This is a genomic window from Streptomyces sp. NPDC005728 (assembly GCF_040630895.1).
GTDB lineage: Bacteria > Actinomycetota > Actinomycetes > Streptomycetales > Streptomycetaceae > Streptomyces.
Map to the genome: position 1 here is coordinate 1 of NZ_JBEXYL010000058.1, position 25,797 is coordinate 25,797.

The 25,797-nt window shown below is 70.7% G+C and carries 15 protein-coding genes and 1 tRNA gene; 12 read left to right on the forward strand and 4 right to left on the reverse strand.

The genetic code is table 11. From position 1 onward, the window contains the following. Positions 1–178 precede the first annotated feature (178 nt). On the forward strand, positions 179–841 hold the full coding sequence (locus tag ABZ471_RS31145; RefSeq protein WP_359071113.1) for a DegT/DnrJ/EryC1/StrS family aminotransferase: 663 nt from the start codon (positions 179–181) through the stop codon (positions 839–841). Positions 842–926: 85 nt separating this feature from the next. Further along, positions 927–999, forward strand: a tRNA-Thr gene (locus tag ABZ471_RS31150). A 64-nt stretch (positions 1,000–1,063) separates the two neighbouring features. Here the strand turns inward: ABZ471_RS31150 and ABZ471_RS31155 are convergent. Then, positions 1,064–3,820, reverse strand: coding sequence for a SpoIIE family protein phosphatase (locus ABZ471_RS31155; RefSeq protein ID WP_359071047.1), 2,757 nt, complete (start codon positions 3,818–3,820; stop codon positions 1,064–1,066). 411 nt (positions 3,821–4,231) lie between these two features. Between ABZ471_RS31155 and ABZ471_RS31160 the strand changes: the two genes are divergently transcribed. From ABZ471_RS31160 to ABZ471_RS31205, 10 genes are all read left to right on the forward strand, one after another. After that, positions 4,232–9,679 (forward strand): HAMP domain-containing protein, encoded by a 5,448-nt coding sequence (locus ABZ471_RS31160; protein WP_359071048.1) that lies wholly within the window; start codon positions 4,232–4,234, stop codon positions 9,677–9,679. A gap of 273 nt (positions 9,680–9,952) precedes the next feature. After that, positions 9,953–10,636, forward strand: coding sequence for a response regulator (locus ABZ471_RS31165; protein WP_359071050.1), 684 nt, complete (start codon positions 9,953–9,955; stop codon positions 10,634–10,636). 124 nt (positions 10,637–10,760) lie between these two features. Next, complete coding sequence (locus tag ABZ471_RS31170) at positions 10,761–13,520, forward strand: DNA translocase FtsK (protein ID WP_359071051.1); 2,760 nt, start codon at positions 10,761–10,763, stop codon at positions 13,518–13,520. Positions 13,521–13,807: 287 nt separating this feature from the next. Beyond that, entirely contained in the window at positions 13,808–14,650 is an 843-nt protein-coding gene (locus tag ABZ471_RS31175; RefSeq protein WP_359071053.1) for a RodZ domain-containing protein, read from the forward strand. Between the two features lie 93 nt (positions 14,651–14,743). Next, complete coding sequence (gene rimO, locus ABZ471_RS31180; protein WP_359071054.1) at positions 14,744–16,216, forward strand: 30S ribosomal protein S12 methylthiotransferase RimO; 1,473 nt, start codon at positions 14,744–14,746, stop codon at positions 16,214–16,216. After that, positions 16,213–16,995, forward strand: a complete 783-nt coding sequence (gene pgsA, locus ABZ471_RS31185) for a CDP-diacylglycerol--glycerol-3-phosphate 3-phosphatidyltransferase (protein WP_359071055.1) — start codon at positions 16,213–16,215, stop codon at positions 16,993–16,995. Before rimO ends, pgsA begins: the two co-directional genes overlap by 4 nt. Then, entirely contained in the window at positions 16,992–17,537 is a 546-nt protein-coding gene (locus tag ABZ471_RS31190; RefSeq protein WP_359071057.1) for a CinA family protein, read from the forward strand. The genes pgsA and ABZ471_RS31190 overlap by 4 nt, the downstream gene beginning before the upstream one ends. Before the next feature lie 109 nt (positions 17,538–17,646). Continuing rightward, a complete protein-coding gene (locus ABZ471_RS31195) occupies positions 17,647–18,021 on the forward strand; it encodes a helix-turn-helix transcriptional regulator (protein ID WP_359071059.1) in 375 nt (124 codons plus the stop codon). Positions 18,022–18,237: 216 nt separating this feature from the next. Beyond that, a complete protein-coding gene (locus ABZ471_RS31200) occupies positions 18,238–18,708 on the forward strand; it encodes a DNA starvation/stationary phase protection protein (RefSeq protein WP_359071060.1) in 471 nt (156 codons plus the stop codon). A 95-nt stretch (positions 18,709–18,803) separates the two neighbouring features. Beyond that, the gene (locus ABZ471_RS31205) at positions 18,804–19,082 is read left to right on the forward strand and encodes a hypothetical protein (protein ID WP_359071061.1); all 279 of its coding nucleotides are present in this window, start codon (positions 18,804–18,806) and stop codon (positions 19,080–19,082) included. On the opposite strand, the gene ABZ471_RS31210 is transcribed toward ABZ471_RS31205, so the two are convergent. Genes ABZ471_RS31210 through ABZ471_RS31220 form a run of 3 tightly spaced genes read right to left on the reverse strand, consistent with a single transcriptional unit; the run spans position 19,030 to position 25,744 of the window. Continuing rightward, the gene (locus ABZ471_RS31210; protein WP_359071062.1) at positions 19,030–19,794 is read right to left on the reverse strand and encodes an SDR family NAD(P)-dependent oxidoreductase; all 765 of its coding nucleotides are present in this window, start codon (positions 19,792–19,794) and stop codon (positions 19,030–19,032) included. The two genes, ABZ471_RS31205 and ABZ471_RS31210, sit on opposite strands and share 53 nt — an antisense overlap. 36 nt (positions 19,795–19,830) lie before the next feature. After that, positions 19,831–20,685 (reverse strand): DNA-formamidopyrimidine glycosylase family protein, encoded by an 855-nt coding sequence (locus tag ABZ471_RS31215; RefSeq protein ID WP_359071064.1) that lies wholly within the window; start codon positions 20,683–20,685, stop codon positions 19,831–19,833. Positions 20,686–20,743: 58 nt separating this feature from the next. Continuing rightward, positions 20,744–25,744: an ATP-dependent helicase gene (locus ABZ471_RS31220; RefSeq protein WP_359071065.1), complete on the reverse strand. Its 5,001-nt coding sequence runs from the start codon at positions 25,742–25,744 to the stop codon at positions 20,744–20,746. Positions 25,745–25,797 lie beyond the last annotated feature (53 nt).

A 25,797-nucleotide genomic window follows, 5' to 3' on the forward strand; every position in this document is an offset into this window, starting at 1 on the left:
GGATCGACCCCGCGCCGATGGTACTGCAGGGGGGACCCTGTGGGAGAGTAGGACGCCGCCGAACAAAATTTGAAAAGGTCGGACCCTGAACTTCGGTTCAGGGTCCGACCTTTTTTTGGTTTGCTTAACGTGTCGTTCACGTTGCGCGCCCAGCATCCAGCACATGGGTACTGCTGCAATGCTCAGGGCTGCCGGTGTCGGAGTCGGTGACGAGGTCGTCGTACCGGCCTTCGGTAACGTCGAAGTGGCCGAGGCCGTGACCCTTGCGGGTGCGCTCCCGGTGTTCGCCGACATAGATCCGGTCACCTACTGCCTCGACGCGTCCGCTGTGGAAGCGGCCATAACTCCCCATACAGCTGCCGTCGTTGTCGTCCACCGCTTCGGGCGGCGCGCCGACATCACCCGGTTGCACGAGGTCGGGCAGCGGCACGGGCTGCTCGTGCTCGAACAGGGCGAGTCCGAGGCGCCGTACGACGAGATGGCGCAGCGCAGGGAACGGGCCGCCTATCTCGACGCCAAGTTGAAGGGCGTGAGCACTCCGGACGGCGGCGACGGGCACACCTACCAGCAGTACGTCGTGCGGGTGCCCGGCAATGGCCGGCCGGACCGTGACGCCTTCGCGCTGGCCCTGCGGGCCAAGGGAGTTGAGTGCCGCGTCCCCGTGAAGACGCCTGTGCACCGGCTGCCCGAATTCCGGCGCACCGTCGCGCTGCCCGAGACCGAGCGAGCCGCCGACGAGACGCTGGCGCTGCCCGTGGACGCCTTGCTGACCAAGCGGGAGATGCAGCGGATCGTGTCGGCCTGCAATGCCCTCGGTGGGCTGCTGCAGCCCGCCTTCTGATCACGCGCCGAACGAATTTGGGAACCCGGGCCTGTTCAGGGTACGATCTTCTTGTTGCCGCGAGGGAAACCTCGAAAGCGACAAGGCCCCTATAGCTCAGTCGGTAGAGCGTCTCCATGGTAAGGAGAAGGTCAACGGTTCGATTCCGTTTGGGGGCTCCGAAAAAAGGCCTCGCCCATCAGGGCGGGGCCTTCTTCGTGTGCCCGGGCGGGCCCGGGAGCCTCAGTCGTTCTGAAGTCCCGGGACCCGCATCGCCAGAATCGCCATGTCGTCGGACGGGGCGTCCGACGCGAAGCGCTCGACCGCCCGCATGATGCGTGCCGCGACCGCGCCCGCCGTGAGGCCCGTGCACGTGGTCAGGACGTCGGTGAGACCGTCGTCGCCGAGCATGCGGGTGCCCTCGCGGCGTTCGGTGACGCCGTCCGTGACGCAGAGGAGGACGTCTCCGGGGTCGAGGGTGACCGTCTCCTCGTACAGTTCGAGGTCCTCGATGACGCCGAGCAGCGGCTGGGGTTCGGCCGCCGTCACCACCGTGCCGTCCTGGCGCAGGCGCAGCGGCAGCGGGTGGCCGGCGCAGACGACCTTCAGCTCGGCGCTGCCGTCCGGCTGCGGCCGCAACTCGCCGTACAGCAGGGTCAGGAAGCGGCTGCGGTCGCCCTCGTCGAGGATTGCGGAGTTCAGGCGCTCAAGGACCGCCGGGCCGGAGAGTCCCTCGCGGGCCAGCAGGCGCAGCGCGTGCCGGGCCAGGCCCGTCACCGCTGCCGCGTTCGGGCCCGTACCGCAGACGTCGCCGATGGCGAATCCGTAGGCGCCGTTGCCGATCGGGAAGAGGTCGTAGAAGTCGCCGCCGACCTCGTTGCCCTCGCCGGCCGCGCGGTAGATGACCTCGACCTCGACGCCGTCGATGTTCGGCAGGCCCGGTGGGAGGAGGCTGCGCTGGAGGGACTGGCTGATGGCCGTGCGTTCCGAGTACAGGCGGGCGTTGTCCAGGGCGAGCGCGGCCCGGCGGCTCAGGTCCTCGGCCAGTTCGAGGATCTCCTGCCGGAAGTGCTCGTCCGTGGGCTTGCCGAGGGTCAGCATGCCGATCACGCGGTTGCGGGCGACCAGGGGCAGCACCACTGTCTCGCCGCCGACCGCGGAGGCCGTCGCGAGCGTCGTGCCGATGCCCGGGGAGACCTGGTTGGTGGGGCCGCCGGCCAGGCCGAGACTGCGCATCGAGGAGCGCAGGGCCGCCTGGTGCGCGACCTCGCCGGGGGCGGTCCAGACGCGGGCACCGGGCGTCGGTACCGGATCGGGCGGAGGCATCTTCGAGAGCAACGACTTGATGCCGTCGATGAGTTCCTCGTCCTCGTGCAGGACGTACGACAGGTACGGCTCGGAGGCCTGGTCGGCGATGGTGTAGACGGCGCACCAGGTGGCCAGTGTCGGGACGGTCATCTGGGCCATCAGGGCCAGCGTCTGGTCGCGGTCCAGGGTGCCGGCGAGGAGGTCGGAGGCCTCGACCAGGAAGCTCAGGGAGCCACGGCGCAGCCGCTCCAGCTCGCCAAGGCGGGCCGACTCCACGGCCAGCGCGATGCGGTCGGCGGCGAACTGCAGGCGCAGGGCCTCCTCGTTGGAGTACCGGCCTGGTGCCTCGGCCGCCACACCGAGGGAGCCGGTGAGGCGGCCCTCGACCTTCAGTGGGACCGTGACGACCGAACGCATGCCGGTGCCGGACAGCAGCGGTACGGCCCCGGGTACGGCGGTGAGGTCGTCGTGGACGGCCGGCATGCGCGCGGAGCCGTAGCGGCCGGGACCCGCCTCGACGGGGACGCGGGCGAAGCGCTGGCGGGCGGAGGGCAGGCCGGTGGAGGCGCGTACCTCCAGCTCCGTCTCGTCGTCGGTCGCGAGGAGGAGGAACGCGGAGTCGCCGTCGAGCATGTCGCGGGCCCGTTCCACCGTGCGCTGGAGCAGGCCGTCCAGGTCGTCGGGGGCGGGGGAGCCGATGAACACCTCGAAGGGGTCGGTGTTCTGGCCGTCGGAGCCTGCCGTCTGGTCGGAGGCGGGAACGCGCATCGGCGTCTGCAGGACGGCACGTTCGTGGTCCCGTACCAGGAGGCAGACCGTGGAGGGTTCGCCGCCGGTGTCGCGGACCCTGAGGTGGGAGGCGTACACCGGGGCCACCCGGCCGTCGGCGCCGCGGACGCCGTAACTGCCCTCCCAGCGCGACAATTGAAGGGCCTCGGCGATACCGGTGCCGGTGCCGGGGGTGTGCGGCCAGGCGGCGAGGTCCGTGAGGGGTTTGCCGATGGCCTCGTTCGACGGGTAGCCGAACAGTTCCTCCGCGTCCTCGTTCCAGGCGCTGATGGATCCCTTCCGGTCGATCTGGAGGACGGCGACGCGCACCCGGCCGTCGGCCAGCGGGAGGAGGTCGGCGGGCAGGGAGGGGCCGGCGGCGCGCGTGCCCACCGGGCGCTCGGGCGGGTCGATGTGGAACCAGACGTTCTTGTGCGTGGGTGTGTAGTCCACGCCCCAGCGGGCGGCCAGGGCCGCGCACAGCTGGAGGCCGCGGCCGCCCTCGCGGTCGGGGCTGCCCATGGCGGCCGGGGAGCCCTGGAGCGGGACCTCGCGCTCCGGGTAGCGGTCCGCGACCTCGATGCGCACGCCGTCCTCGGTGCGCAGGCACAGCACGTCCGCGTGCGTCCCGGCGTGCACGACCGCGTTGGTCACCAGCTCGCTGGTGAGAACCACCGCGTCGTCGACGATGTCGGCGAAGCCCCAGCCCTGGAGGGTGTCGCGGACGAAGGACCGGGCGGTCGCGACCGATCGCCCGACGGGCTCGAAGCTGGCGGCCGCGCGCGCGGTGATCACAGAACTCCTCGGCCGGTTGTCGACGGGCAGGGCTGCATGGCCGACCGGCTCGCGCCGCTGCTGCGGCATGCGCTCACCCGTCGGCCGTGGCTCCGGGGGATGTCCCCCGGGGATCAGTCCGGTGGTCATGGTCTGCGGCCGCCCCTCCGATGCCCGCTCGTTCTCGTGCCACCGCCCAGGCCGGTCGGACCGGTGCGGCTGGACAGCCGGATGCAAGGTTACTTACCTTCGCGGTCCGAGCGGATGCCGGTCGCCGGTGTTTACGCCCCAGGGGTGTGCGGACGATGTGCGAAGCTGCCGAACTGTTATGGCCTGGTTCGGCCGGGGTGAAACACTGGGCAAGCTTCTGATGAAGGTCCGGTCATGCTGCGTGTGTTTTGCGGAGGGCGGGCAGCAGCCCCTGGTGTGGCCGGATCTCGTCTGGCACAAATACCGAGCAGTAACGAGTACGCGGAAGTAACCGGTAAGCCGGAGGATCGGCGGGCCGGGCCGACGCGGCCAAGCACGGCAGTAACGGTCTACCCCTTCGGGAGGGACACAGTGGAGTCTGGCGCAGCGACGCGGGGCACGAAGGCGCGCGCGAAAGGCGGACCGTCTGTGGGCAGGAACGGCGGTACCACCGAAGTGGACACGGCTGCCCTGAACCGGCTGCTGGTGGCCCTCGTGTCGATGCGCGACGGCAACTTCCGCAAGCGGCTCACGGTGTCCGGGGACGGCGTGATGTCGGAGATCGCGGCGGTCTTCAATGAGGTGGCCGACCGGAACCTGCATCTCACCGGTGAGCTGTCCCGGGTGCGGCGCATGGTGGGGCGTGAGGGAAAACTCACGGAGCGGCTGGAGACGGGCGCCTGCGAGGGCTCCTGGGCGACCGCCATCGACCACTCCAACGCGCTGGTCGACGATCTTGTCTGGCCCGTCTCGGAGGTCAGCCGGGTGCTGACGGCGGTCGCCGAGGGCGATCTCTCGCCGCGCATGGACCTGCGCACCCAGGCACCCGACGGGACCGGGCATCCGCTGCGGGGCGAGTTCCTGAAAGTCGGCCGTACCGTCAACAATCTGGTCGACCAGCTCTCGACGTTCACCGACGAGGTCACGCGCGTGGCCAGTGAGGTCGGCACCGAGGGCAAGCTCGGCGGCCAGGCCCGCGTGCGCGGTATGTCCGGTTCGTGGAAGGATCTGACGGAATCCGTCAACACGATGGCGAACCGGCTGACCGCGCAGGTGCGCGACATCGCCCTGGTGACGACGGCGGTTGCCCGGGGTGATCTGTCCCGCAAGGTCACCGTCCATGTCGCCGGCGAGATGCTGGAGCTGAAGAACACCGTCAACACGATGGTGGAGCAGCTGTCCTCCTTCTCCTCCGAGGTGACCCGGGTGGCCCGTGAGGTGGGCACCGAGGGCATCCTGGGCGGCCAGGCGCAGGTGCCCGGGGTGGCCGGCGTGTGGAAGGAGCTGACCGACTCCGTCAACACGATGGCGGGCAACCTGACCGCACAGGTGCGCGGGATCTCCCAGGTGACGACCGCGGTCGCCAACGGTGACCTGTCGCAGAAGGTGACGGTTCCGGCGCGTGGCGAGGTCGCGCAGCTGGCCGAGACGATCAACCAGATGACCGAGACGCTACGGATCTTCGCGGACGAGGTCACACGCGTGGCCAACGAGGTCGGCGGGGAGGGGCGGCTCGGTGGTCAGGCCAACGTGCCGGGCGCGGCCGGTACCTGGAAGGACCTGACGGACTCCGTCAACACGGTGTTCCGGAACCTGACCACGCAGGTGCGGGACATCGCGGCGGTGACGACCGCCGTGGCCAGCGGTGATCTGTCGCAGAAGGTCACCGTCGACGTGGCCGGCGAGATGCTGGAGCTGAAGAACACCGTCAACGGCATGGTCGACCAGCTGTCGGCGTTCGGCGCCGAGGTCACGCGGGTGGCGCGCGAGATCGGTGTCGAGGGTGAACTCGGTGGTCAGGCGCAGGTGCCGGGCGCCGCGGGCACCTGGAAGGATCTGACGGACTCCGTCAACACCGCGTTCCGCAACCTGACCGGCCAGGTGCGCAACATCGCCCAGGTGACGACGGCGGTGGCCAACGGTGACCTCTCGCAGAAGGTCACCGTGGACGTCTCCGGCGAGATGCTCCAGCTGAAGAACACCGTGAACACGATGGTGGACCAGCTGTCGAGCTTCGCCGACCAGGTCACGCGGATGGCCCGGGACGTGGGTACGGAGGGCCGCCTGGGCGGTCAGGCCCGGGTGGACGGTGTCTCGGGCACCTGGAAGGAGTTGACGGACTCCGTCAACTTCATGGCCGGCAACCTCACTTCGCAGGTGCGCAACATCGCCCAGGTGACGACGGCGGTGGCCAACGGTGACCTCTCCCAGAAGATCGACGTCGACGCGCGCGGCGAGATCCTGGAGCTGAAGAACACCATCAACACGATGGTCGACCAGCTCTCCGCCTTCGCCGACCAGGTGACCCGGGTCGCGCGGGACGTGGGTACCGAGGGCCGGCTCGGTGGTCAGGCGCAGGTGCCGGGCGTGGCCGGTGTGTGGCGGGACCTCACCGACTCCGTGAACGGCATGGCCGGCAACCTGACCGCCCAGGTGCGCAACATCGCCCAGGTGGCCACCGCCGTGGCCCGCGGTGACCTCTCCCAGAAGATCACCGTGGACGCGCGCGGGGAGATCCTGGAGCTGAAGAACACCCTGAACACGATGGTCGACCAGCTGTCGTCGTTCGCCCAGGAGGTCACGCGCGTGGCCCGTGAGGTGGGCACGGAGGGCATGCTCGGCGGCCAGGCCGAGGTCCAGGGCGTCTCCGGCACCTGGAAGGACCTCACGCAGTCCGTGAACTTCATGGCGAACAACCTGACCATCCAGGTGCGCAACATCGCCGAGGTCACCACCGCGGTCGCCAAGGGCGACCTGTCCAAGAAGATCACCGTTGACGCGAAGGGCGAGATCCTCGAGCTGGTCACGACGGTCAACACGATGGTCGACCAGCTGTCCAGCTTCGCCGAGCAGGTGACCCGGGTGGCCCGTGAGGTGGGCACCGAGGGCATCCTGGGCGGCCAGGCGCACGTACCGGGTGTCACGGGCATCTGGAAGGACCTCAGCAACAACGTCAACCTGATGGCCAACAACCTGACCATGCAGGTGCGGAACATCTCCCAGGTGGCCGCGGCCGTCGCCAACGGCGACCTGACGCGTCAGGTGACCATCGAGGCGAGCGGCGAGGTCGCGCAGCTCGCCGACACCATCAACACCATGGTGAAGACGCTGAGTTCGTTCGCCGACCAGGTCACCAAGGTGGCCCGTGAGGTGGGCACGGACGGCATCCTGGGCGGCCAGGCGCACGTACCGGGTGTGGCGGGTACGTGGAAGGACCTCACCGAGTCCGTGAACCAGATGGCGTCCAACCTGACCGGTCAGGTGCGCAACATCGCCATGGTGACCACGGCCATCGCCAAGGGTGACCTGACGAAGAAGATCGACATCGACGCCCGCGGCGAGATCCTCGAACTCAAGACGACGATCAACACGATGGTGGACCAGCTGTCCAGCTTCGCCGAGGAGGTCACCCGGGTCGCCCGTGAGGTGGGCACCGAGGGACAGCTCGGCGGACAGGCACGCGTGCGTGACGTCGACGGCACCTGGCGGGACCTGACCGAGTCGGTGAACGAGATGGCCGGGAACCTGACCCGGCAGGTGCGTGCCATCGCGCGCGTGGCGACCGCGGTGACCCGTGGCGACCTGAATCTGAAGATCGACGTGGACGCGTCCGGCGAGATCCAGGAGCTGCAGGACTACATCAACAAGATGATCGCCAACCTGCGTGACACCACGATCGCCAACGAGGAGCAGGACTGGCTGAAGGGCAACCTCGCCCGTATCTCCGCGCTGATGCAGGGCCGCCGGGACCTGGAGGACGTCGCCTCGCTGATCATGAGTGAGCTGACGCCGGTGGTGTCCGCGCAGCACGGCGCGTTCTTCGTGGCGATGCCCCTCATGGAGGGCCAGGAGCTCAGCGGCGACGCGGAGGACAAGTACGAGCTGCGCATGCTCGGCTCGTACGGCTACTCGATGGGCTCCATGCCGACGTCGTTCCGGCCCGGAGAGGCGTTGATCGGCACGGCGGCCCAGGAGAGGCGCACGATCCTGGTGGAGAACGCGCCGAGCGGCTATCTGAAGATCTCCTCCGGGCTCGGGGAGGCCCCGCCCGCGCAGGTGATCGTGCTGCCGGTCCTCTTCGAGGGCAAGGTGCTGGGTGTGATCGAGCTGGCGTCGTTCACGCCGTTCACGCAGATCCAGAAGGACTTCCTCAACCAGATCGCCGAGATGATCGCGACCAGCGTCAACACCATCTCGGTGAACACCAAGACCGAGCTGCTGCTGAAGCAGTCGCAGGAGCTGACCGAGCAGCTCCGGGAGCGGTCGGCCGAGTTGGAGAACCGGCAGAAGGCGCTGCAGGCCTCCAACGCCGAACTGGAGGAGAAGGCCGAGCTGCTGGCCCGGCAGAACCGGGACATCGAGGTGAAGAACACCGAGATCGAGGAGGCCCGGCAGGTCCTGGAGGAGCGCGCCGAGCAGCTCGCGGTGTCGATGCGCTACAAGAGCGAGTTCCTCGCCAACATGTCCCACGAGTTGCGCACACCGCTCAACTCGCTGCTCATCCTGGCCAAGCTGCTCGCCGACAACGCGGAGGGCAATCTCTCCCCGAAGCAGGTCGAGTTCGCCGAGACCATCCACGGTGCGGGTTCCGACCTGCTCCAGCTGATCAACGACATCCTCGACCTGTCGAAGGTCGAGGCGGGCAAGATGGACGTCTCCCCGACGCGCATCGCACTCGTCCAGCTCGTGGACTACGTGGAGGCCACCTTCCGGCCGCTGACCGCGGAGAAGGGCCTGGACCTGTCGGTGCGGGTCTCGCCGGAGCTGCCCGCGACCCTGCACACCGACGAGCAGCGGCTGCTCCAGGTCCTGCGCAACCTGCTGTCCAACGCGGTGAAGTTCACCGATTCCGGTTCGGTGGAGCTGGTGATCCGGCCGGCCGGCATGGGGGTGCCGCAGTCGATCCGGGAGCAGTTGCTGGAGTCCGGTTCGCTGACCGACCCGGACGCCCCGCTGATCGCGTTCTCGGTGACGGACACCGGCATCGGCATCGCGGCCGGCAAGATGCGGGTGATCTTCGAGGCGTTCAAGCAGGCGGACGGCACGACGAGCCGAAAGTACGGCGGCACCGGCCTCGGCCTGTCGATCTCGCGGGAGATCGCGCAGCTGCTCGGCGGTGAGATCCACGCGCAGAGCGAACCGGGCCGCGGCTCGACGTTCACGCTGTACCTGCCGGTGCACCCGAGCGAACTCCCGCCGCAGGGCTACCAGCCGTCCGTGCCCGCGTTGGAGGCCGGCGAGCTGCTCGCCTCCGAGGCCGGGCGGTCCTCGGAGCTGTCCGCCGTGGAGATCGAGACGCCGGCCGAGGTGAAGTCGTACCAGGAGACGCAGAACGGTGCCGCGGCGCTCTTCAGGCGCCGGCGCCGGAGCTTTCCGCAGGCCGAGGAGTGGACGATGCTCGCGGAGCAGGAGGGCGCGCCGGAGCCGGCCCGCGTGGTGCGGTTCGCCGGTGAGAAGGTGCTGATCGTCGACGACGACATCCGCAACGTGTTCGCGCTCACCAGCGTCCTGGAGCAGCACGGGCTGTCGGTGCTGTACGCGGAGAACGGCCGTGAGGGCATCGAGGTGCTGGAGCAGCACGACGACGTGGCGGTCGTGCTGATGGACATCATGATGCCTGAGATGGACGGGTATGCGACGACGACGGCGATCCGCAGGATGCCGCAGTTCGCCGGGCTGCCGATCATCGCGCTGACCGCGAAGGCGATGAAGGGCGACCGGGAGAAGGCGATCGAGTCGGGTGCCTCCGACTACGTGACGAAGCCGGTCGATCCCGACCATCTGCTGGCCGTCATGCGGCAGTGGATGCGCGCGGAGTGACCGCGTGACCGGCGCGGATGTGAACGTGGCGGGAACCCCGGGTGTGCACGGGGAGTTGTCCGTCCGAAGGGGCCGGCGATGTGTGGGAATCCCGGATTCCGGGAACCTTCCGCACTCCCACGGCGTTTCTTTTGCGTGCACAGTGACATCGCGGTGACAGGGTGTGTCGACGGGCGGGGTGCGGCTACGATGACCGGCACAAGGACGGGCGGCGAAAGGGAGTCGTCCCCTGGGGCGGCGCCCGGTGTACCGCCGGGGCGAGGAGGGCGGGCCATGGTGCAGAAGGCCAAGATCCTCCTGGTCGATGACCGGCCGGAGAATCTGCTGGCGCTGGAGGCCATCCTCTCTGCGCTCGATCAGACGCTGGTGCGGGCATCGTCCGGGGAGGAAGCGCTCAAGGCACTGCTCACGGACGATTTCGCGGTCATCCTGCTGGATGTCCAGATGCCGGGCATGGACGGATTCGAGACCGCCGCGCACATCAAGCGGCGTGAGCGGACCCGGGACATCCCGATCATCTTCCTCACCGCGATCAACCACGGCCCCCACCACACCTTCCGGGGCTATGCGGCGGGCGCGGTCGACTACATCTCCAAGCCGTTCGACCCGTGGGTGCTGCGCGCGAAGGTGTCCGTCTTCGTCGAGCTGTACATGAAGAACTGCCAGCTGCGGGAGCAGGCGGCGCTGCTGCGGCTCCAGTTGGAGGGCGGCGGCAAGGCCGGCGCGGTCACGGGTAAGGAGTCCGCGGGGCTGCTGGCCGAGCTGTCCGCGCGTCTCGCGGCCGTCGAGGAGCAGGCCGAGGCGCTGTCCAAGCAGCTGGACGACGAGTCCGCGGACGCGGCCGCGGTGGCCACGGCCGCCCACCTCGAACGCAAACTCACGGGGTTGCGCCGTGCACTCGACGCCCTGGAGCCGGGCACGGGCAGCGGGAGCCCCTCGGTGCCGACGCAGAACTGACGTCCGCGGGGAGCGCAGTTGCCCATGAGTGTGCGTCAGTTTCACGCCTCGGCCGGGGCGACACGAACGGGTGAAGCACTGGGCACACGTGTCCGCTGTCGTCTCCCCCGGTAACCTCACACCCATGGCCTCACGTCCTTCCGCAGCCAAGAAGCAGCCCGCCAAGAAGGCGGCTGCTCCCTCGAAGGCTCCGGCGAGGAAGGCCGCCGCGAAGAAGGCCCCGGCCAAGAAGGCGCCCGCCAAGAAGGCCCCGGCCAAGAAGGCCGCGCCGCCCAAGCCGGCACCCAGCCCCACCGGGGGCGTGTACCGGCTCGTGCGCGCCCTCTGGCTCGGCCTCGCGCACACCGTCGGCGCCGTCTTCCGGGGCATAGGGCACGGTGCGAAGAACCTCGACCCGGCCCACCGCAAGGACGGCATCGCGCTGTTGCTGTTCGGTATCGCGCTGATCGTCGCCGCCGGTACGTGGGCCGATCTGCGCGGACCCGTGGGCGACCTGGTGGAGATCCTCGTCACCGGCGCCTTCGGCCGGCTCGACCTGCTGGTGCCGATACTGCTCGCGCTGATCGGCGTACGGTTCGTCCGGCACCCGGAGAAGCCGGAGGCCAACGGCCGGATCGTGATCGGACTGTCCGCGCTCGTCATCGGCGTGCTCGGCCAGGTCCACATCGCCTGCGGCTCGCCCGCCCGCAGCGACGGCATGCAGGCCATAAGGGACGCCGGAGGCCTCATCGGCTGGGCGGCGGCGACCCCGCTGACGTACTCCATGAGCGACGTGCTCGCCGTACCGCTGCTGGTGCTGCTGACGCTCTTCGGCCTGCTCGTGGTGACCGCCACCCCGGTCAACGCCGTCCCGCAGCGGCTGCGCGCGCTCGGCGTGCGCCTGGGCCTGCTCCCCGACCCCGAGGAGTACGAGCCCTCCGAGGACGACGCGCGGTACGACGAACAGTGGCGCGAGGCGCTGCCCGAGCGCCCCCGCAGGCGCCGGGGCGCCGCCCGGGCGCACGATCCGGAGAGCGCCGAGGAGGAGGCCCTCTCGCAGCGCCGCGGCCGCCCCAGGCGCTCCGCGGTGCCGCAGCCCGATCTGCAGCGCCAGATGGACGCGGTGGACGTTGCGGCGGCCGCTGCGGCCGCGCTCGACGGTGCCGTTCTGCACGGCATGCCGCCGTCCCCGCTTGTCGCCGATCTCACCCAGGGCGTCAGCGTGGGCGACCGCGAGGAGACCACACCGGTCCCCTCACCTTCGCCGGAGCCGGCGCCGGCCGTTCGCCCCAAGCAGGACTACAAGCAGGAGAGACTGAAGGTCGAGAGCGTCCCCGACCTCACGAAGAACGTCCCCGACTTCACGAAGTCGGCGCCCGACGAGCCCCGGGACCTGCCCGCGCGCGCGGAGCAGCTCCAGCTCTCCGGGGACATCACCTACGCGCTGCCGTCGCTGGACCTCCTCACGCGCGGGGGCCCGGGGAAGGCGCGCAGCGCGGCCAACGACGCGATCGTCGACTCCCTGCGCAACGTCTTCTCCGAGTTCAAGGTGGACGCCGACGTCACCGGCTTCACCCGGGGCCCGACCGTCACCCGCTACGAGGTCCAGCTCGGCCCCGCGGTGAAGGTGGAGCGGATCACCGCGCTGACGAAGAACATCGCGTACGCGGTGGCCAGCCCGGACGTGCGGATCATCAGCCCCATCCCGGGCAAGTCCGCGGTCGGCATCGAGATCCCCAACACCGACCGGGAGATGGTCAACCTCGGCGACGTGCTGCGCCTCGCGGAGTCCGCCGAGGACGACGACCCGATGCTGGTCGCCTTCGGCAAGGACGTCGAGGGCGGGTACGTGATGCACTCGCTGGCGAAGATGCCGCACATGCTCGTCGCCGGTGCGACCGGTTCGGGCAAGTCCTCGTGCATCAACTGCCTGATCACCTCGGTCATGATGCGGGCGACCCCGGAGGACGTCCGGATGATCCTCGTCGACCCCAAGCGCGTCGAACTGACCGCCTACGAGGGCATTCCGCACCTGATCACGCCGATCATCACCAATCCCAAGCGGGCCGCCGAGGCGCTGCAGTGGGTCGTCCGCGAGATGGACCTGCGCTACGACGACCTGGCCGCGTTCGGTTTCCGGCACATCGACGACTTCAACCAGGCCATCCGCGAGGGCAAGGTGAAGCTGCCCGAGGGCAGCGAGCGGGAGCTGCAGCCGTACCCGTATCTGTTGGTGATCGTGGACGAGCTGGCCGACCTGATGATGGTCGCCCCGCGGGACGTCGAGGACGCGATCGTGCGCATCACGCAGCTCGCGCGCGCGGCCGGCATCCACCTGGTGCTCGCCACCCAGCGCCCGTCGGTCGACGTGGTCACCGGTCTGATCAAGGCCAACGTGCCCTCCCGGCTGGCCTTCGCCACCTCCTCGCTCGCCGACTCCCGGGTCATCCTCGACCAGCCGGGCGCCGAGAAGCTGATCGGCAAGGGCGACGGCCTGTTCCTGCCGATGGGCGCGAACAAGCCGACCCGTATGCAGGGTGCGTTCGTGACCGAGGCGGAGGTCGCGGTCGTCGTCCAGCACTGCAAGGACCAGATGGCGCCCGTCTTCCGGGACGACGTCACGGTGGGCGCCAAGCAGAAGAAGGAGATCGACGAGGACATCGGCGACGACCTCGACCTGCTGTGCCAGGCGGCCGAGCTGGTGGTCTCCACCCAGTTCGGGTCGACGTCGATGCTCCAGCGCAAGCTGCGCGTCGGCTTTGCCAAGGCCGGGCGGTTGATGGACCTCATGGAGTCCCGGAGCATCGTCGGGCCCAGCGAGGGCTCCAAGGCGCGTGACGTTCTGGTGAAGCCCGACGAACTGGACGGCGTGCTCGCCGTGCTGCGTGGGGAGTCCGACGGATAGGGCGGCTGGGGCGGCGTGCGCCCGGCGTGTCGCACGTACGCCGGGTGGCGGCATGGCCGTGATCCACCCGTTAGAGAGCTGCGGGCAACCGTTTCCCTTCGCCGCACGTCAAGTTGAGCGAAAGGACAGCTACGGATCGCATCCTGGGGTACGTGTCTGTCCCACCATCGGATTGTCTGGTCATTCCGATGGCGTACAAAGTCCTACCGCCCGGTCGCCCCACTCTTTCGCACCCCCCTAGACTGAACCTCCAGCACAGGTGGCTCAAACGCTCGAAAGGCGCCCCCGTGTCCATCGGCAACTCCCCTGAAGACGAGCGTCCGTTCCCAGACGTGACCGAGGAAGCCCGTCCCTCCGTGGGCCGCGCCCTGAAACAGGCGCGCATCGCGGCAGGGCTCACCGTCGACGACGTCAGCAGCGCCACTCGTGTCCGTATCGCCATCGTGCACGCCATCGAAGCGGACGACTTCGCTCCCTGTGGCGGTGACGTCTACGCCCGCGGACACATCCGCACGCTGGCCAGGGCCGTACACCTCGACCCCGCACCGCTGATCGCGCAGTACGACGCCGAGCACGGCGGGCGGCCCGCACCCACCCCGGCCGCGCCGCTGTTCGAGGCGGAACGTATCCGCCCGGAGCGTCGCGGGCCGAACTGGACCGCGGCCATGGTCGCCGCGATCGTCGCCGTGATCGGTTTCGTCGGGTTCACCGCGTTCAAGGGCGGCACCGGCGACAGCGACGCCAAGTCACAGGTAGCCGAGGGCGCCACCACCACGCCCAGCAAGTCCGCCTCGCCCACGCCCAAGAAGGACAAGCCCGCCGCGCCGACGTCCGAGGCCTCCGACAGCGCCATCGCGGCGGCGCCGCAGGACAAGGTGACCGTCCAGGTCAGCGCGGCAGGCGGACGCAGCTGGATCTCCGCCAAGGACCACAACGGCAGGATGCTCTTCGACGGGCTGCTGAAGAAGGGCGAGTCCAAGACCTTCCAGGACAGCTCCAAGATCAATCTGATCCTCGGCGACGCCGGCGCGATCCAGCTGTACGTCAACGGCAAGAAGATCGAGGACAACTTCCAGAAGGGCGCAGTGGAGCGCCTCACGTACACGAAGGGCGACCCCGAGGCCGGATAGGAGGCCTTCGGGTGAGCGGATGCGACGGGGTTGGCCAAGATCGGCCAACCCCGTCGACGTGGGGTGTCAGAGAGACAAAGTAGTCTTGAGCCCATGCCTGAACGCCGTACCGTCGCACTAGTCACTCTCGGCTGCGCCCGTAACGAGGTGGACTCGGAGGAGCTCGCAGGCCGTTTGGAGGCGGACGGCTGGCAGCTCGTCGAGAACGCCGGGGACGCCGACGTCGCCGTGGTCAACACCTGTGGCTTCGTGGAAGCCGCCAAGAAGGACTCCGTCGACGCCCTGCTGGAGGCCAACGACCTCAAGGACCACGGCAGAACCCAGGCCGTCGTGGCGGTGGGCTGCATGGCCGAGCGGTACGGCAAGGAACTGGCCCAGGCGCTGCCCGAGGCCGACGGCGTGCTCGGCTTCGACGACTACGCCGACATCTCCGACCGCCTGCAGACCATCCTGTCCGGCGGCATCCACGCCGCCCACACCCCCCGCGACCGCCGCAAGCTGCTGCCGATCAGCCCCGCCGAGCGGCAGGAATCGGCCGCCTCCGTCGCGCTGCCCGGCCACGGCCCGGCCGATCTCCCCGACGGCGTCGCGCCCGCCTCCGGCCCGCGCGCACCCCTGCGCCGCCGCCTGGACGGCTCCCCGGTCGCCTCGGTCAAGCTCGCCTCCGGCTGCGACCGGCGCTGCTCCTTCTGCGCCATCCCGTCCTTCCGCGGCTCCTTCATCTCCCGTCGCCCGAGCGACGTGCTGAACGAGACGCGGTGGCTGGCCGAACAGGGTGTGAAGGAGATCATGCTGGTCTCCGAGAACAACACCTCCTACGGCAAGGACCTGGGCGACATCCGCCTGCTGGAGTCCCTGCTGCCGGAGCTGGCCGGGGTCGACGGCATCGAGCGCGTGCGCGTGAGCTACCTCCAGCCGGCCGAGATGCGCCCGGACCTGATCGACGTGCTGACCTCCACCCCGAAGGTCGTCCCTTACTTCGACCTGTCCTTCCAGCACTCCGCGCCGGACGTGCTGCGCGCCATGCGTCGCTTCGGTGACACCGACCGCTTCCTGGAGCTGCTGGACACCATCCGCAGCAAGGCCCCCGAGGCCGGAGTGCGCTCCAACTTCATCGTCGGCTTCCCCGGCGAGAGCGAGTCGGACCTGGCCGAGCTGGAGCGCTTCCTGAACGGCGCCCGCCTGGACGCCATCGGTGTCTTCGGCTACTCCGACGAGGAGGGCACGGAGGCGGCGACGTACGACAACAAGCTCGACGAGGACGTCGTCGCCGAGCGCCTGGCCCACATCTCCCGGCTCGCCGAGGAACTCGTCTCGCAGCGCGCCGAGGACCGCGTCGGCGAGAGCGTGCACGTCCTCGTGGAGTCCGTGGACGAGCAGGAGGGCGTGTACGGACGTGCCGCGCACCAGGCGCCGGAGACGGACGGCCAGGTGCTGCTCACGAGCGGCGAGGGACTGAGCGTCGGACGTATGGTCGAGGCGAAGGTGGTCGGTACGGAAGGTGTCGACCTGGTTGCCGAGCCGTTGACGGGCTCGCTCGCGTGTAGTGAGGAGGCGGGCAGATGACCGGAGTCCCGGCATCCGCCGCGGGCGGCTCCTCCGGCGCGCAGCGTGCGCGGGGTTCCGCCACGGCTGCCGACGGCGCTGCTTCCGAGGTCTCCGGTTCTGCTTCCGGCTCCGCCGCCTCTGCCTCCGGATCCGCCGCCGACGACGTGAAGCCCGCGCGTGGTGGGAAGATCGCGGCCGCGGCCGTCAACCAGGCGAGCGTGTGGAACGTCGCCAATCTGCTGACGATGCTCCGGCTGCTCCTCGTGCCCGGATTCGTCGCGCTGATGCTGGCGGGCGGCGGCTACGACCCGGCCTGGCGCTCGCTCGCCTGGGCGGCCTTCGCCATCGCCATGATCACCGACCTGTTCGACGGGCATCTGGCGCGCACCTACAACCTGGTCACCGACTTCGGGAAGATCGCCGACCCCATCGCCGACAAGGCGATCATGGGGGCGGCGCTCATCTGTCTGTCCGCCCTGGGCGATCTCCCGTGGTGGGTGACGGCCGTGATCCTCGGCCGGGAACTCGGCATCACGCTGATGCGTTTTCTGGTCATTCGCTACGGCGTGATCCCCGCGAGCCGAGGCGGCAAGCTGAAGACGCTCACCCAGGGCGTGGCCGTCGGGATGTACGTCCTGGCACTGACGGGGTGGCTGGCGACCATGAGGTTCTGGGTGATGGCCGTGGCGGTCGTCCTCACCGTCGTCACCGGCCTCGACTACGTGAGACAAGCCATTGTGCTGCGCCGGCAGGGAATCGCCGAGCGCGCGGCAGCGTTGGAGGAGACGGAAGCGTGAGTTCCCCGGCCACCGAACTGGTGCGACTACTGAACGTGAGGGGCGAGAGCCTCGCCGTCGCGGAGTCGCTCACCGGTGGTCTGGTCGCGGCGGAGATCACGGCCGTCCCCGGGGCGTCCAAGGTCTTCCGGGGTTCGGTCACCGCCTACGCCACCGAGCTGAAGCACGAACTGCTGGCGGTCGACGCCACCCTGCTGGCCGAGCAGGGGGCAGTGGATCCGCAGGTCGCGGCCCAGATGGCAGCCGGGGTGCGCAAGGCCCTGGGTGCCGACTGGGGGATCGCGACGACCGGTGTCGCCGGGCCCGATCCCCAGGACGGCAAGCCCGTCGGGACCGTCTTCGTGGCCGTCGACGGGCCGTTCACGCCCGGCCCCGGTTCTGCCGGTGGCGGAAAAGTGGAGGCCCTGCGGTTGAACGGCGACCGTGCGGAAATTCGTATGGAGAGTGTACGGAGCGTACTCGCACTGCTCCTGAGGGAGCTTGCGGGCGAACAGACCGGGAATGAGCGGGCACAGGATACGGAACGGAACGGGGGGTTTTGATGTTTGCAGCCCTGAGTGAACACGACATCGCTCCCCGCACGGCCGCGGCGCAAGGCGGTACGGTGGGGCGAGAAGGATGCGGCTACGCGGTCCGAGGAGGGAGCCACCGATGATTCTGCTCCGTCGCCTGCTTGGTGACGTGCTGCGTCGGCAGCGCCAACGCCAGGGCCGTACTCTGCGCGAAGTCTCCTCGTCCGCCCGAGTCTCACTCGGCTATCTCTCCGAGGTGGAGCGGGGGCAGAAGGAGGCTTCCTCCGAGCTGCTCTCCGCCATCTGCGACGCGCTGGACGTACGGATGTCGGAACTGATGCGAGAAGTGAGCGACGAACTGGCGCTCGCCGAACTGGCCCAGTCCGCCAGGGCCACCGAACCCGTGCCCACTGCGGTGCGTCCGATGCTGGGTTCCGTGTCGGTCGCCGGTGTGCCACCGGAACGGGTGACCATCAAGGCACCCGCCGAGGCGGTGGACGTGGTCGCCGCGTGACGTTCGCGCGCGCGGCTTGACGACCCCATACGTGTGAAGCCCCAGCCGGGGCTCGTCAGGGAGACCTGAGGAGTCCGGCCGGGGCTTTCGTGTTGTCCGCTCGCTCCCCCTGGTCCGCGCCTGTGATCCGTGTCTCCTTTGCGTCCATTTGCCGGTATTCGGTGGGGCGGTCATCGTGGAGGGACGTGACGGTGCCGAACCACCGGAGGAAAGCGGATGTACGTCGTGAAGAGTCCGTTGCCCGATGACGATCTGAAGATCGTGTCCGAGGCGCTGCAGGGCGCCCTGGTCGACCTGGTGGACCTCTCCCTGGTCGCCAAGCAGATCCACTGGAATGTCGTCGGACCGCGCTTCCGGTCCATCCACCTCCAGCTCGACGAGGTCGTCGCCTCCGCGCGCACCCACTCCGACACCGTCGCGGAGCGGGCGTCCGCGCTCGGTGTCCCGCCCGACGGGCGCGCGGCCACGGTGGCCTCCAGCAGCGGCATAGGGGCCACTCCTGCCGGATGGATCAAGGATACGGACGCGGTCCGGGCGATGGTGGACGCCCTCGGCGCGGTGATCGTCCGGATGCGGGAGCGCGTCGGCGGGACCGGGGAGGCGGATCCGGTGTCCCAGGACATCTTCATCGGCATCACGGCGGACCTGGAGAAGCACCACTGGATGTTCCAGGCAGAGAATGCGTGAGTGTTCCGGAGAGTCCGGCGTTGCATCAGTGAGCCCTCGGTGCGCCTCCCGTGCGGGTCGCGTGGCGTTCTAGCGTCCGGCTGGAGGTGGCGGCCATGGTGGGGCGGATACTGCGCTGGGGGGCCGCGCTCGGGCTGGGCGCGGTGTGGTGGTGGGCCGTGCTGCGCATCGCCCTGGGGGCGGGCACCGGCGTGCTCGAAGGGGCCGTCGCGATCAGCGGCTGGGGGCTGAGCGTGCTGCCGGTGCACTGTGTACCCAAGGGGCGCGCGCTGGGTGCGGTCGAAACGGGACGGTGGACGGCGGCCTGGCGGGCGGGGGACGCTACCAGGGCATCGCCACGCCCCCGTTCGGACGGAGGATCTGCCCCGTCGTGAACCCCGAGGCATCCGACGCCAGGTACAGCACCGTGTGCGCGACGTCGTCGGCCTCGCCGACCCGGCCCAGCGGAGACATCCGGGCCATCAGGGACTCGGTGTGTGCCTGTGCCTCCTGGTCGTGGCGGTCGGTCATGGGGGTGCGGATCCAGCCCGGTGCGACGGCGTTGACCCGGATGCCGTGCCGGCCGACCTCCGTGGCCAGCGTCTTCGTCAGCTGGACCACGGCCGCCTTCGCCGCGCCGTAGCAGAGCAGCCCGGAGCCGCCGGTGTCGATCGCCCCGGAGGCCATCGTGACGATGCTGCCCCGGGTGTCGTGGTCGAGCATCAGCCGGACCGCCTCCTGGCAGGCGTACAGCACACCCTTGAAGTTGACGTTGAGTACTCGGTCCAGGTCCTCGTCCCGGGTCTCCAGGACCGGGCTGCTGTGCATGATCCCGGCGATCGCGGCCATCACGTCCACGCGCCCGCAGGACCGGACGGCCTCGCCGAGACGGGTCCGGTCGGTGACGTCGACGACGTGTGTACGTGCGCTGCCGCCGCGGTCCTTGATCAGTGTGGCGGTGCCGTGCAGGCCGTCCGCGTCCAGGTCGGCGCAGTGCACCGAGGCTCCCGCCTCGGCGAGCAGGACGGCGGAGGCTCGGCCGATGCCGCCGGCGGCTCCGGTGACGAACGCGGTGCGTCCACTGAGGTCGTACGCCTTGAGGGGCATGCAGCGACGGTACGAGCGTTTCTGACGGATCGTCAATTAGTTGGGCGGGGACGGACGTCGGGGCCGGCGCTCACGCCAGTTCTGCGGCGCTCCCGGCGCCGGTGCGGGACCCGTCTGGCAGGTCGGGCACCAGTAGGTGGGGCGCACCTGGGATCCGTCGCCCTGGTCGGCCACGCGGACCGGCGTGTTGCAGCGCAGACAAGGGCGCGGGGCGCGGCCGTACACGAACAGGTCCTGCCGGTGCAGGCCCGTGGTCTGGCGGACCGGGCGGTCGCGGTTGGTCTCCAGGAGCCTCTTGGCGAGGGCGGGCAGCCCGGCGGCGCGGTCCGTGGGCAGGGCGCCGGCCGGCAGCCAGGGCGTCACGCCGAGCAGATAGCACAGCTCGCTCTTGTAGACGTTGCCGATGCCGGCGAGATTGCGCTGGTCGAGCAGGGCCTCGCCGAGCGGGCGGGCGGGGTCCGCGAGGAGGTTGGCCAGGGCGCGCTCGGGGTCCCAGTCCGGGCCGAGCAGGTCGGGGCCGAGGTGGCCGACGACGCGCTCCTCCTCGCCGGTGCGCAGGAACTCCAGCACCTGGAGGCGGTAGCCGACGGCCGTGCGATCGGCGGTGCCGAGAATCGCACGGATCTGGTGCGCCGGGCCGCCCCGCCAGGTCTCGCCCGTGCCGTACACCTTCCAGGCGCCTTCCATACGCAGATGCGTGTGCAGGGTGAGGCCGCCCTCGAAGCGGGTGAGCAGGTGTTTGCCGCGCGGAGTCGTGTTCAGGACCGCACGGCCCGTGAGGTCGACCGTCGCGTACTTCGGTACCCGGAAGTCGCTGCGGGTCAGCACCTTGCCCGCGAGGGCCTCGTGCAGCCGCCGCGCAGCCTGCCAGACCGTGTCACCTTCGGGCATGCGTCAAGGGTGCCACGGTGGGGTGACCTGCGGCGGTCGTGCTCCGGGGCTGCTGCGCTCAGGCTCTCAGGCGCAGACCGCGCGGGGTCGCGATGAAGCCCGCCGCTTCCAGGAGGGTGCCCATGGGGGAGGTCAGGGCCGGGGCGCCGTTGACCCGCTCCACCGTGACCGTGCCGAGGGAACCCGCGCGGGCGGCCGCGGCCAGGGACTCGGCGGCCGTGCGCAGGCGTGGGTCGTCGGTGGCGGCGGCATCCGGTTCCGAGGGCCAGGCCAGCAGCGTCTTGCCGCCGCGCTCCATGTACAGCGTCAGCTCGCCCGCCACCAGCACCACCAGCGAACCCGCCTTGCGGCCCGGCTTGTGCCCTGCCCCGTTCGGCGGCTCCGGCCAGGGGAGTGCCGCGCCGTAGGCGTTGGCGGGGTCGGCCGCGGCGAGGACCACGGCGCGGGGGTCGGGGGACGATGCGTGCGTGCGGCGGTCGCCGAAGCCGCGGGCCGCCGGTGAGCCGTAGGGGGAGGCGGGGCTGCCGCCGCGGGGGCCGCTGTAGCCGGGGGAGGCGAAGGGGTCGGCGGGAGCGCGGTCGAGCGGCGAGACGTAGTCGCCTGCGGAGTGCCGCTGTGGTGGCCGGCCGAAGTCGCCCGGGGCGGCGGTGCGGTCCTCCGGCGGCCAGACGAAGTCGTCGTCGAGGCCCGGGTGGGCGAGTCCGCCGTCGGCCTGGTCGAAGGCGTTCGGGGTGGTGTGGCCACCGTCGACGAAGAACGGGTTTCCGCTGCCGCCGGCGAACCCGTTCGGCAGGCTCGGGGCGGGCAGGCCCTCGCCCCGTTCGCGGGCGTTGGACACCGCGCGCAGGCGGTCGACCGCGCCGTCCATCGCGAACTGGGCGGCGCCCAGGCCCTCGATCACGTAACCGCGCCTCGCCTGTCCGCTCTCCTCGAACGCCGACAGCACGCGGTACACCGCCGAGAAGCCGCCCTCGACGCCCTCCGCGGCGACCGCTCCGCGGGTGACCACGCCGTGCCGGTCGAGGAGGGCGCGGGCCAGCGCGTGGGCGCGCACGGTGGCGTCCGGTTCGGACGCGGGGAGCAGCGACCAGCGGCCGGCCACCGTCGGCGGGCCGCTGCGGGAGGCGGGGCGGGCGGCGGCCGTCAGGGAGCCGTAGCGACCGCGCGGGACGGCGCGCTTGGCACGGTGGGCCGTCGAGCCCGCCGTACGGCCCGAGCCCAGCAGGGAGCGCATCGGGGCGAGGGTGTCATTGGTGAGCCGGCCCGACCAGGCCAGGTCCCACAGGGCATCGGCGAGTTGGGGATCGGTGACGTCGGGGTGGGTGGTGGCGCGCACCTGGTCGGCGATCTGACGGAAGAACAGGCCGTAGCCGCCGGAGAGGGCGTCCAGGACGGACTGGTGCAGCGCGGTCGGCTCCAAGGGGTGCGGCGGTGGCAGGAGCAGCGGGGCCGCGTCCGCCACGTACAGCGAGACCCAGCCGTCCTTGCCGGGCAGGGCACCCGCTCCGGCCCACACCACCTCGCCCGCGGCGGTGAGTTCGTCGAGCATCGACGGCGTGTAGTTCGCCACGCGGGAGGGCAGCACCAGCTTCTCCAGGGCGGAGGCGGGTACGGAGGCGCCCTGCAACTGCTCGACGGCGCGCACCAGTCCGTCGATGCCGCGCAGTCCGTGGCCCTTGCCGATGTGCTGCCACTGCGGCAGGAACTGCGCCAGCGCGGCCGGAGGCACCGGCTCCAGCTCGTGCCGCAGCGCGGCCAGGGAGCGGCGGCGCAGCCGGCGCAGTACGGCCGCGTCGCACCACTCCTGGCCGATGCCGGCCGGGTGGAACTCGCCCTGTACGACACGGCCGTTCGCGGCCAGCCGTTGCAGGGCGCCCTCGGTGACCGCCACGCCCAGGCCGAAGCGGGCCGCCGCGGTGGCCGACGTGAACGGGCCGTGGGTGCGGGCATGGCGCGCGAGGAGGTCGCCGAGCGGGTCCTTGACCGGCTCGGTGAAGGCCTCGGGGACGCCGACCGGCAGCGCCGTGCCGAGCGCGTCCCGCAGCCGGCCCGCGTCCTCGACGGCCGCCCAGTGGTCGGCGCCGGCGATGCGGACCCGGATGGCCCGGCGGGCGGCGGCCAGCTCCTGCGCCCACTGCGGCTCGGCACCCCGCTCCGCCAGTTCGGCGCCGGTCAGCGGGCCGAGCACGCGCAGGATGTCGGCCACCCCCTCCACGTCCTTGACGCGGCGGTCCTCCGTCAACCACTGCAGCTCGCGCTCCAGCTCTGCCAGCACCTCCGCGTCGAGCAGCTCGCGCAGCTCCGCCTGGCCCAGCAGCTCGGCCAGCAGCCTGGAGTCCAGGGACAGCGCGGCGGCACGGCGCTCGGCGAGCGGGGAGTCGCCCTCGTACAGGAACTGGGCGACGTACCCGAAGAGGAGGGAACGGGCGAAGGGGGACGGCTCCGGGGTGGTGACCTCGACCAGACGGACCTTGCGGGACTCGAGGTCGCTCATCAGCTCCACGAGGCCGGGGACGTCGAAGACGTCCTGGAGGCACTCGCGGACCGCCTCCAGGACGATCGGGAACGAGCCGAACTCGCTCGCCACCTGGAGCAGTTGGGCCGCCCGCTGGCGCTGTTGCCACAAGGGGGTGCGCTTGCCGGGGTTGCGGCGCGGCAGCAGCAGCGCGCGGGCGGCGCATTCGCGGAACCGGGAGGCGAACAGGGCGGAGCCGCCGACCTGGTCGGTGACGATCTGGTCGACCTCGCCCTTGTCGAAGGCGACGTCGGCCGCCCCCACCGGCGCCTGCTCGCCGTCGTACTCCGTGCCGGCCTTCACGGGTTCCTGGTCGAGCAGGTCCAGGCCCATCAGGTCGGCGTCGGGCAGGCGCAGCACGATGCCGTCGTCGGCGTGCATGACCTGCGCGTCCATGCCGTACCGCTCGGAGAGGCGGGCGCCCAGCGCGAGGGCCCAGGGGGCGTGCACCTGGGCGCCGAAAGGGGAGTGGACAACGACTCGCCAGTCGCCCAGTTCGTCGCGGAAGCGCTCGACCACGATCGTGCGGTCGTCCGGGACATGGCCGCAGGCCTCGCGCTGCTCGTCCAGGTAGGACAGCACGTTGTCCGCGGCCCAGGCGTCCAGGCCCGCCGCGAGCAGGCGCAGCCGGGCGTCGTCCTTGGGCAGCGAGCCGACCTCGCGCAGGAACGCGCCCACCGCGCGCCCCAGTTCGAGCGGGCGGCCCAGCTGGTCGCCCTTCCAGAAGGGCAGCCGGCCCGGCACACCGGGCGCGGGGGAGACCAGCACACGGTCGCGGGTGATGTCCTCGATGCGCCAGGAACTCGTGCCCAGCGTGAAGACGTCCCCCACCCGGGACTCGTACACCATCTCCTCGTCCAGCTCGCCGACCCGGCCGCCGCCCTTCTTGGGGTCGGAACCGGCGAGGAAGACCCCGAAGAGGCCCCGGTCGGGGATCGTGCCGCCGGAGGTGACGGCGAGGCGCTGGGCGCCCGGGCGGCCGGTGATCGTGCCTGCCACGCGGTCCCACACCACGCGCGGGCGCAGCTCGGCGAACGCGTCGGAAGGGTAGCGGCCCGCGAGCATGTCGAGGGTCGCGGTGAACGCCGACTCGGGCAGCGAGGCGAAGGGGGCCGCGCGGCGGACCGCGGCGAGCAGGTCGTCGAACTGCCAGGTGTCCAGGGCCGTCATGGCGACGAGCTGCTGGGCGAGCACGTCCAGCGGGTTCGCGGGGACCCTGAGGGACTCGATGGAGCCCGAGCGCATCCGTTCGGTGACCACGGCCGCCTGGACCAGGTCGCCCCGGTACTTGGGGAAGACCACGCCGGTGGAGACGGCGCCCACCTGGTGCCCCGCGCGGCCCACGCGCTGCAGCCCGGAGGCCACCGAGGGCGGGGACTCGACCTGCACGACGAGATCGACGGCGCCCATGTCGATGCCCAGCTCCAGGCTCGACGTGGCCACCACGGCGGGCAGCCGGCCCGCCTTCAGGTCTTCCTCCACCAGGGCACGCTGCTCCTTGGAGACCGAGCCGTGGTGCGCGCGGGCGATCACCGGCGGTGCGCCCTGGGCCGCGCCCGAGCCGCCCATCAGCTCGGCCGGCGCGTGGTGCTCGTCCAAGGGCTCGCCGGTCGCCCGCTCGTAGGCGATCTCGTTGAGCCGGTTGCACAGCCGCTCGGCCAGGCGCCGTGAGTTCGCGAACACGATCGTGGAGCGGTGGGCCTGGACCAGGTCGGCGATCCGCTCCTCCACATGCGGCCAGATCGACGGCTTCTCCGCCCCCTCGTTGCCGTCGGCCGCCGGGGAACCGCCCAGCTCGCCCATGTCCTCGACCGGGACGACGACGGAGAGGTCGAACTCCTTGCCCGACTTCGGCTGGACGATCTCCACCTTGCGGCGCGGCGAGAGATAGCGGGCCACCTCGTCCACCGGGCGGACGGTCGCCGACAGGCCGATCCGGCGGGCCGGCCGCGGCAGCAGCTCGTCCAGCCGCTCCAGGGACAGCGCGAGGTGCGCGCCGCGCTTGGTGCCCGCGACCGCGTGCACCTCGTCCAGGATCACCGTCTCCACACCCGTCAGCGCGTCACGCGTGGCGGACGTCAGCATCAGGAACAGCGACTCGGGAGTGGTGATCAGGATGTCCGGCGGGCGTGTGGACAGGGCGCGCCGCTCGGCGGCCGGGGTGTCGCCGGAGCGGATGCCCACCTTCACCTCTGGCTCGGGCAGGCCCAGGCGTACGGACTCCTGGCGGATACCGGTCAGCGGACTGCGCAGGTTCCGCTCGACGTCGACCGCGAGAGCCTTCAGCGGAGACACGTACAGCACCCGGCAGCGCTTCTTCGGGTCGGCCGGGGGAGGGGCCGAGGCCAGCTGGTCCAGGGCGGCGAGGAACGCGGCCAGCGTCTTGCCCGAGCCGGTGGGGGCGACCACCAGCACGTCCGAGCCCTCCCGGATGGCCTGCCATGCGCCCGCCTGGGCCGCGGTGGGCGCGGAGAACGCCCCCGTGAACCAGCCGCGGGTCGCGGGCGAGAAGCCGTCGAGGGCTCGGTGTGCGGAGCTGACCATGCGTCCATCCTGCACCCGGCCACTGACAATCACGCTGACCTGGGGAATCAGCG

Excerpts from the sequence above, each read along its gene's own strand:
- ABZ471_RS31145 (WP_359071113.1), top strand. The coding sequence starts at position 179 with ATGCTCAGGGCTGCCGGTGTCGGAGTCGGTGACGAGGTCGTCGTACCG.
- ABZ471_RS31155 (WP_359071047.1), bottom strand. The coding sequence starts at position 3,820 with ATGACCACCGGACTGATCCCCGGGGGACATCCCCCGGAGCCACGGCCG.
- ABZ471_RS31165 (WP_359071050.1), top strand. The coding sequence starts at position 9,953 with ATGGTGCAGAAGGCCAAGATCCTCCTGGTCGATGACCGGCCGGAGAAT.
- ABZ471_RS31170 (WP_359071051.1), top strand. The coding sequence starts at position 10,761 with ATGGCCTCACGTCCTTCCGCAGCCAAGAAGCAGCCCGCCAAGAAGGCG.
- rimO (WP_359071054.1), top strand. The coding sequence starts at position 14,744 with ATGCCTGAACGCCGTACCGTCGCACTAGTCACTCTCGGCTGCGCCCGT.
- pgsA (WP_359071055.1), top strand. The coding sequence starts at position 16,213 with ATGACCGGAGTCCCGGCATCCGCCGCGGGCGGCTCCTCCGGCGCGCAG.
- ABZ471_RS31195 (WP_359071059.1), top strand. The coding sequence starts at position 17,647 with ATGATTCTGCTCCGTCGCCTGCTTGGTGACGTGCTGCGTCGGCAGCGC.
- ABZ471_RS31200 (WP_359071060.1), top strand. The coding sequence starts at position 18,238 with ATGTACGTCGTGAAGAGTCCGTTGCCCGATGACGATCTGAAGATCGTG.
- ABZ471_RS31205 (WP_359071061.1), top strand. The coding sequence starts at position 18,804 with ATGGTGGGGCGGATACTGCGCTGGGGGGCCGCGCTCGGGCTGGGCGCG.
- ABZ471_RS31210 (WP_359071062.1), bottom strand. The coding sequence starts at position 19,794 with ATGCCCCTCAAGGCGTACGACCTCAGTGGACGCACCGCGTTCGTCACC.
- ABZ471_RS31215 (WP_359071064.1), bottom strand. The coding sequence starts at position 20,685 with ATGCCCGAAGGTGACACGGTCTGGCAGGCTGCGCGGCGGCTGCACGAG.
- ABZ471_RS31220 (WP_359071065.1), bottom strand. The coding sequence starts at position 25,744 with ATGGTCAGCTCCGCACACCGAGCCCTCGACGGCTTCTCGCCCGCGACC.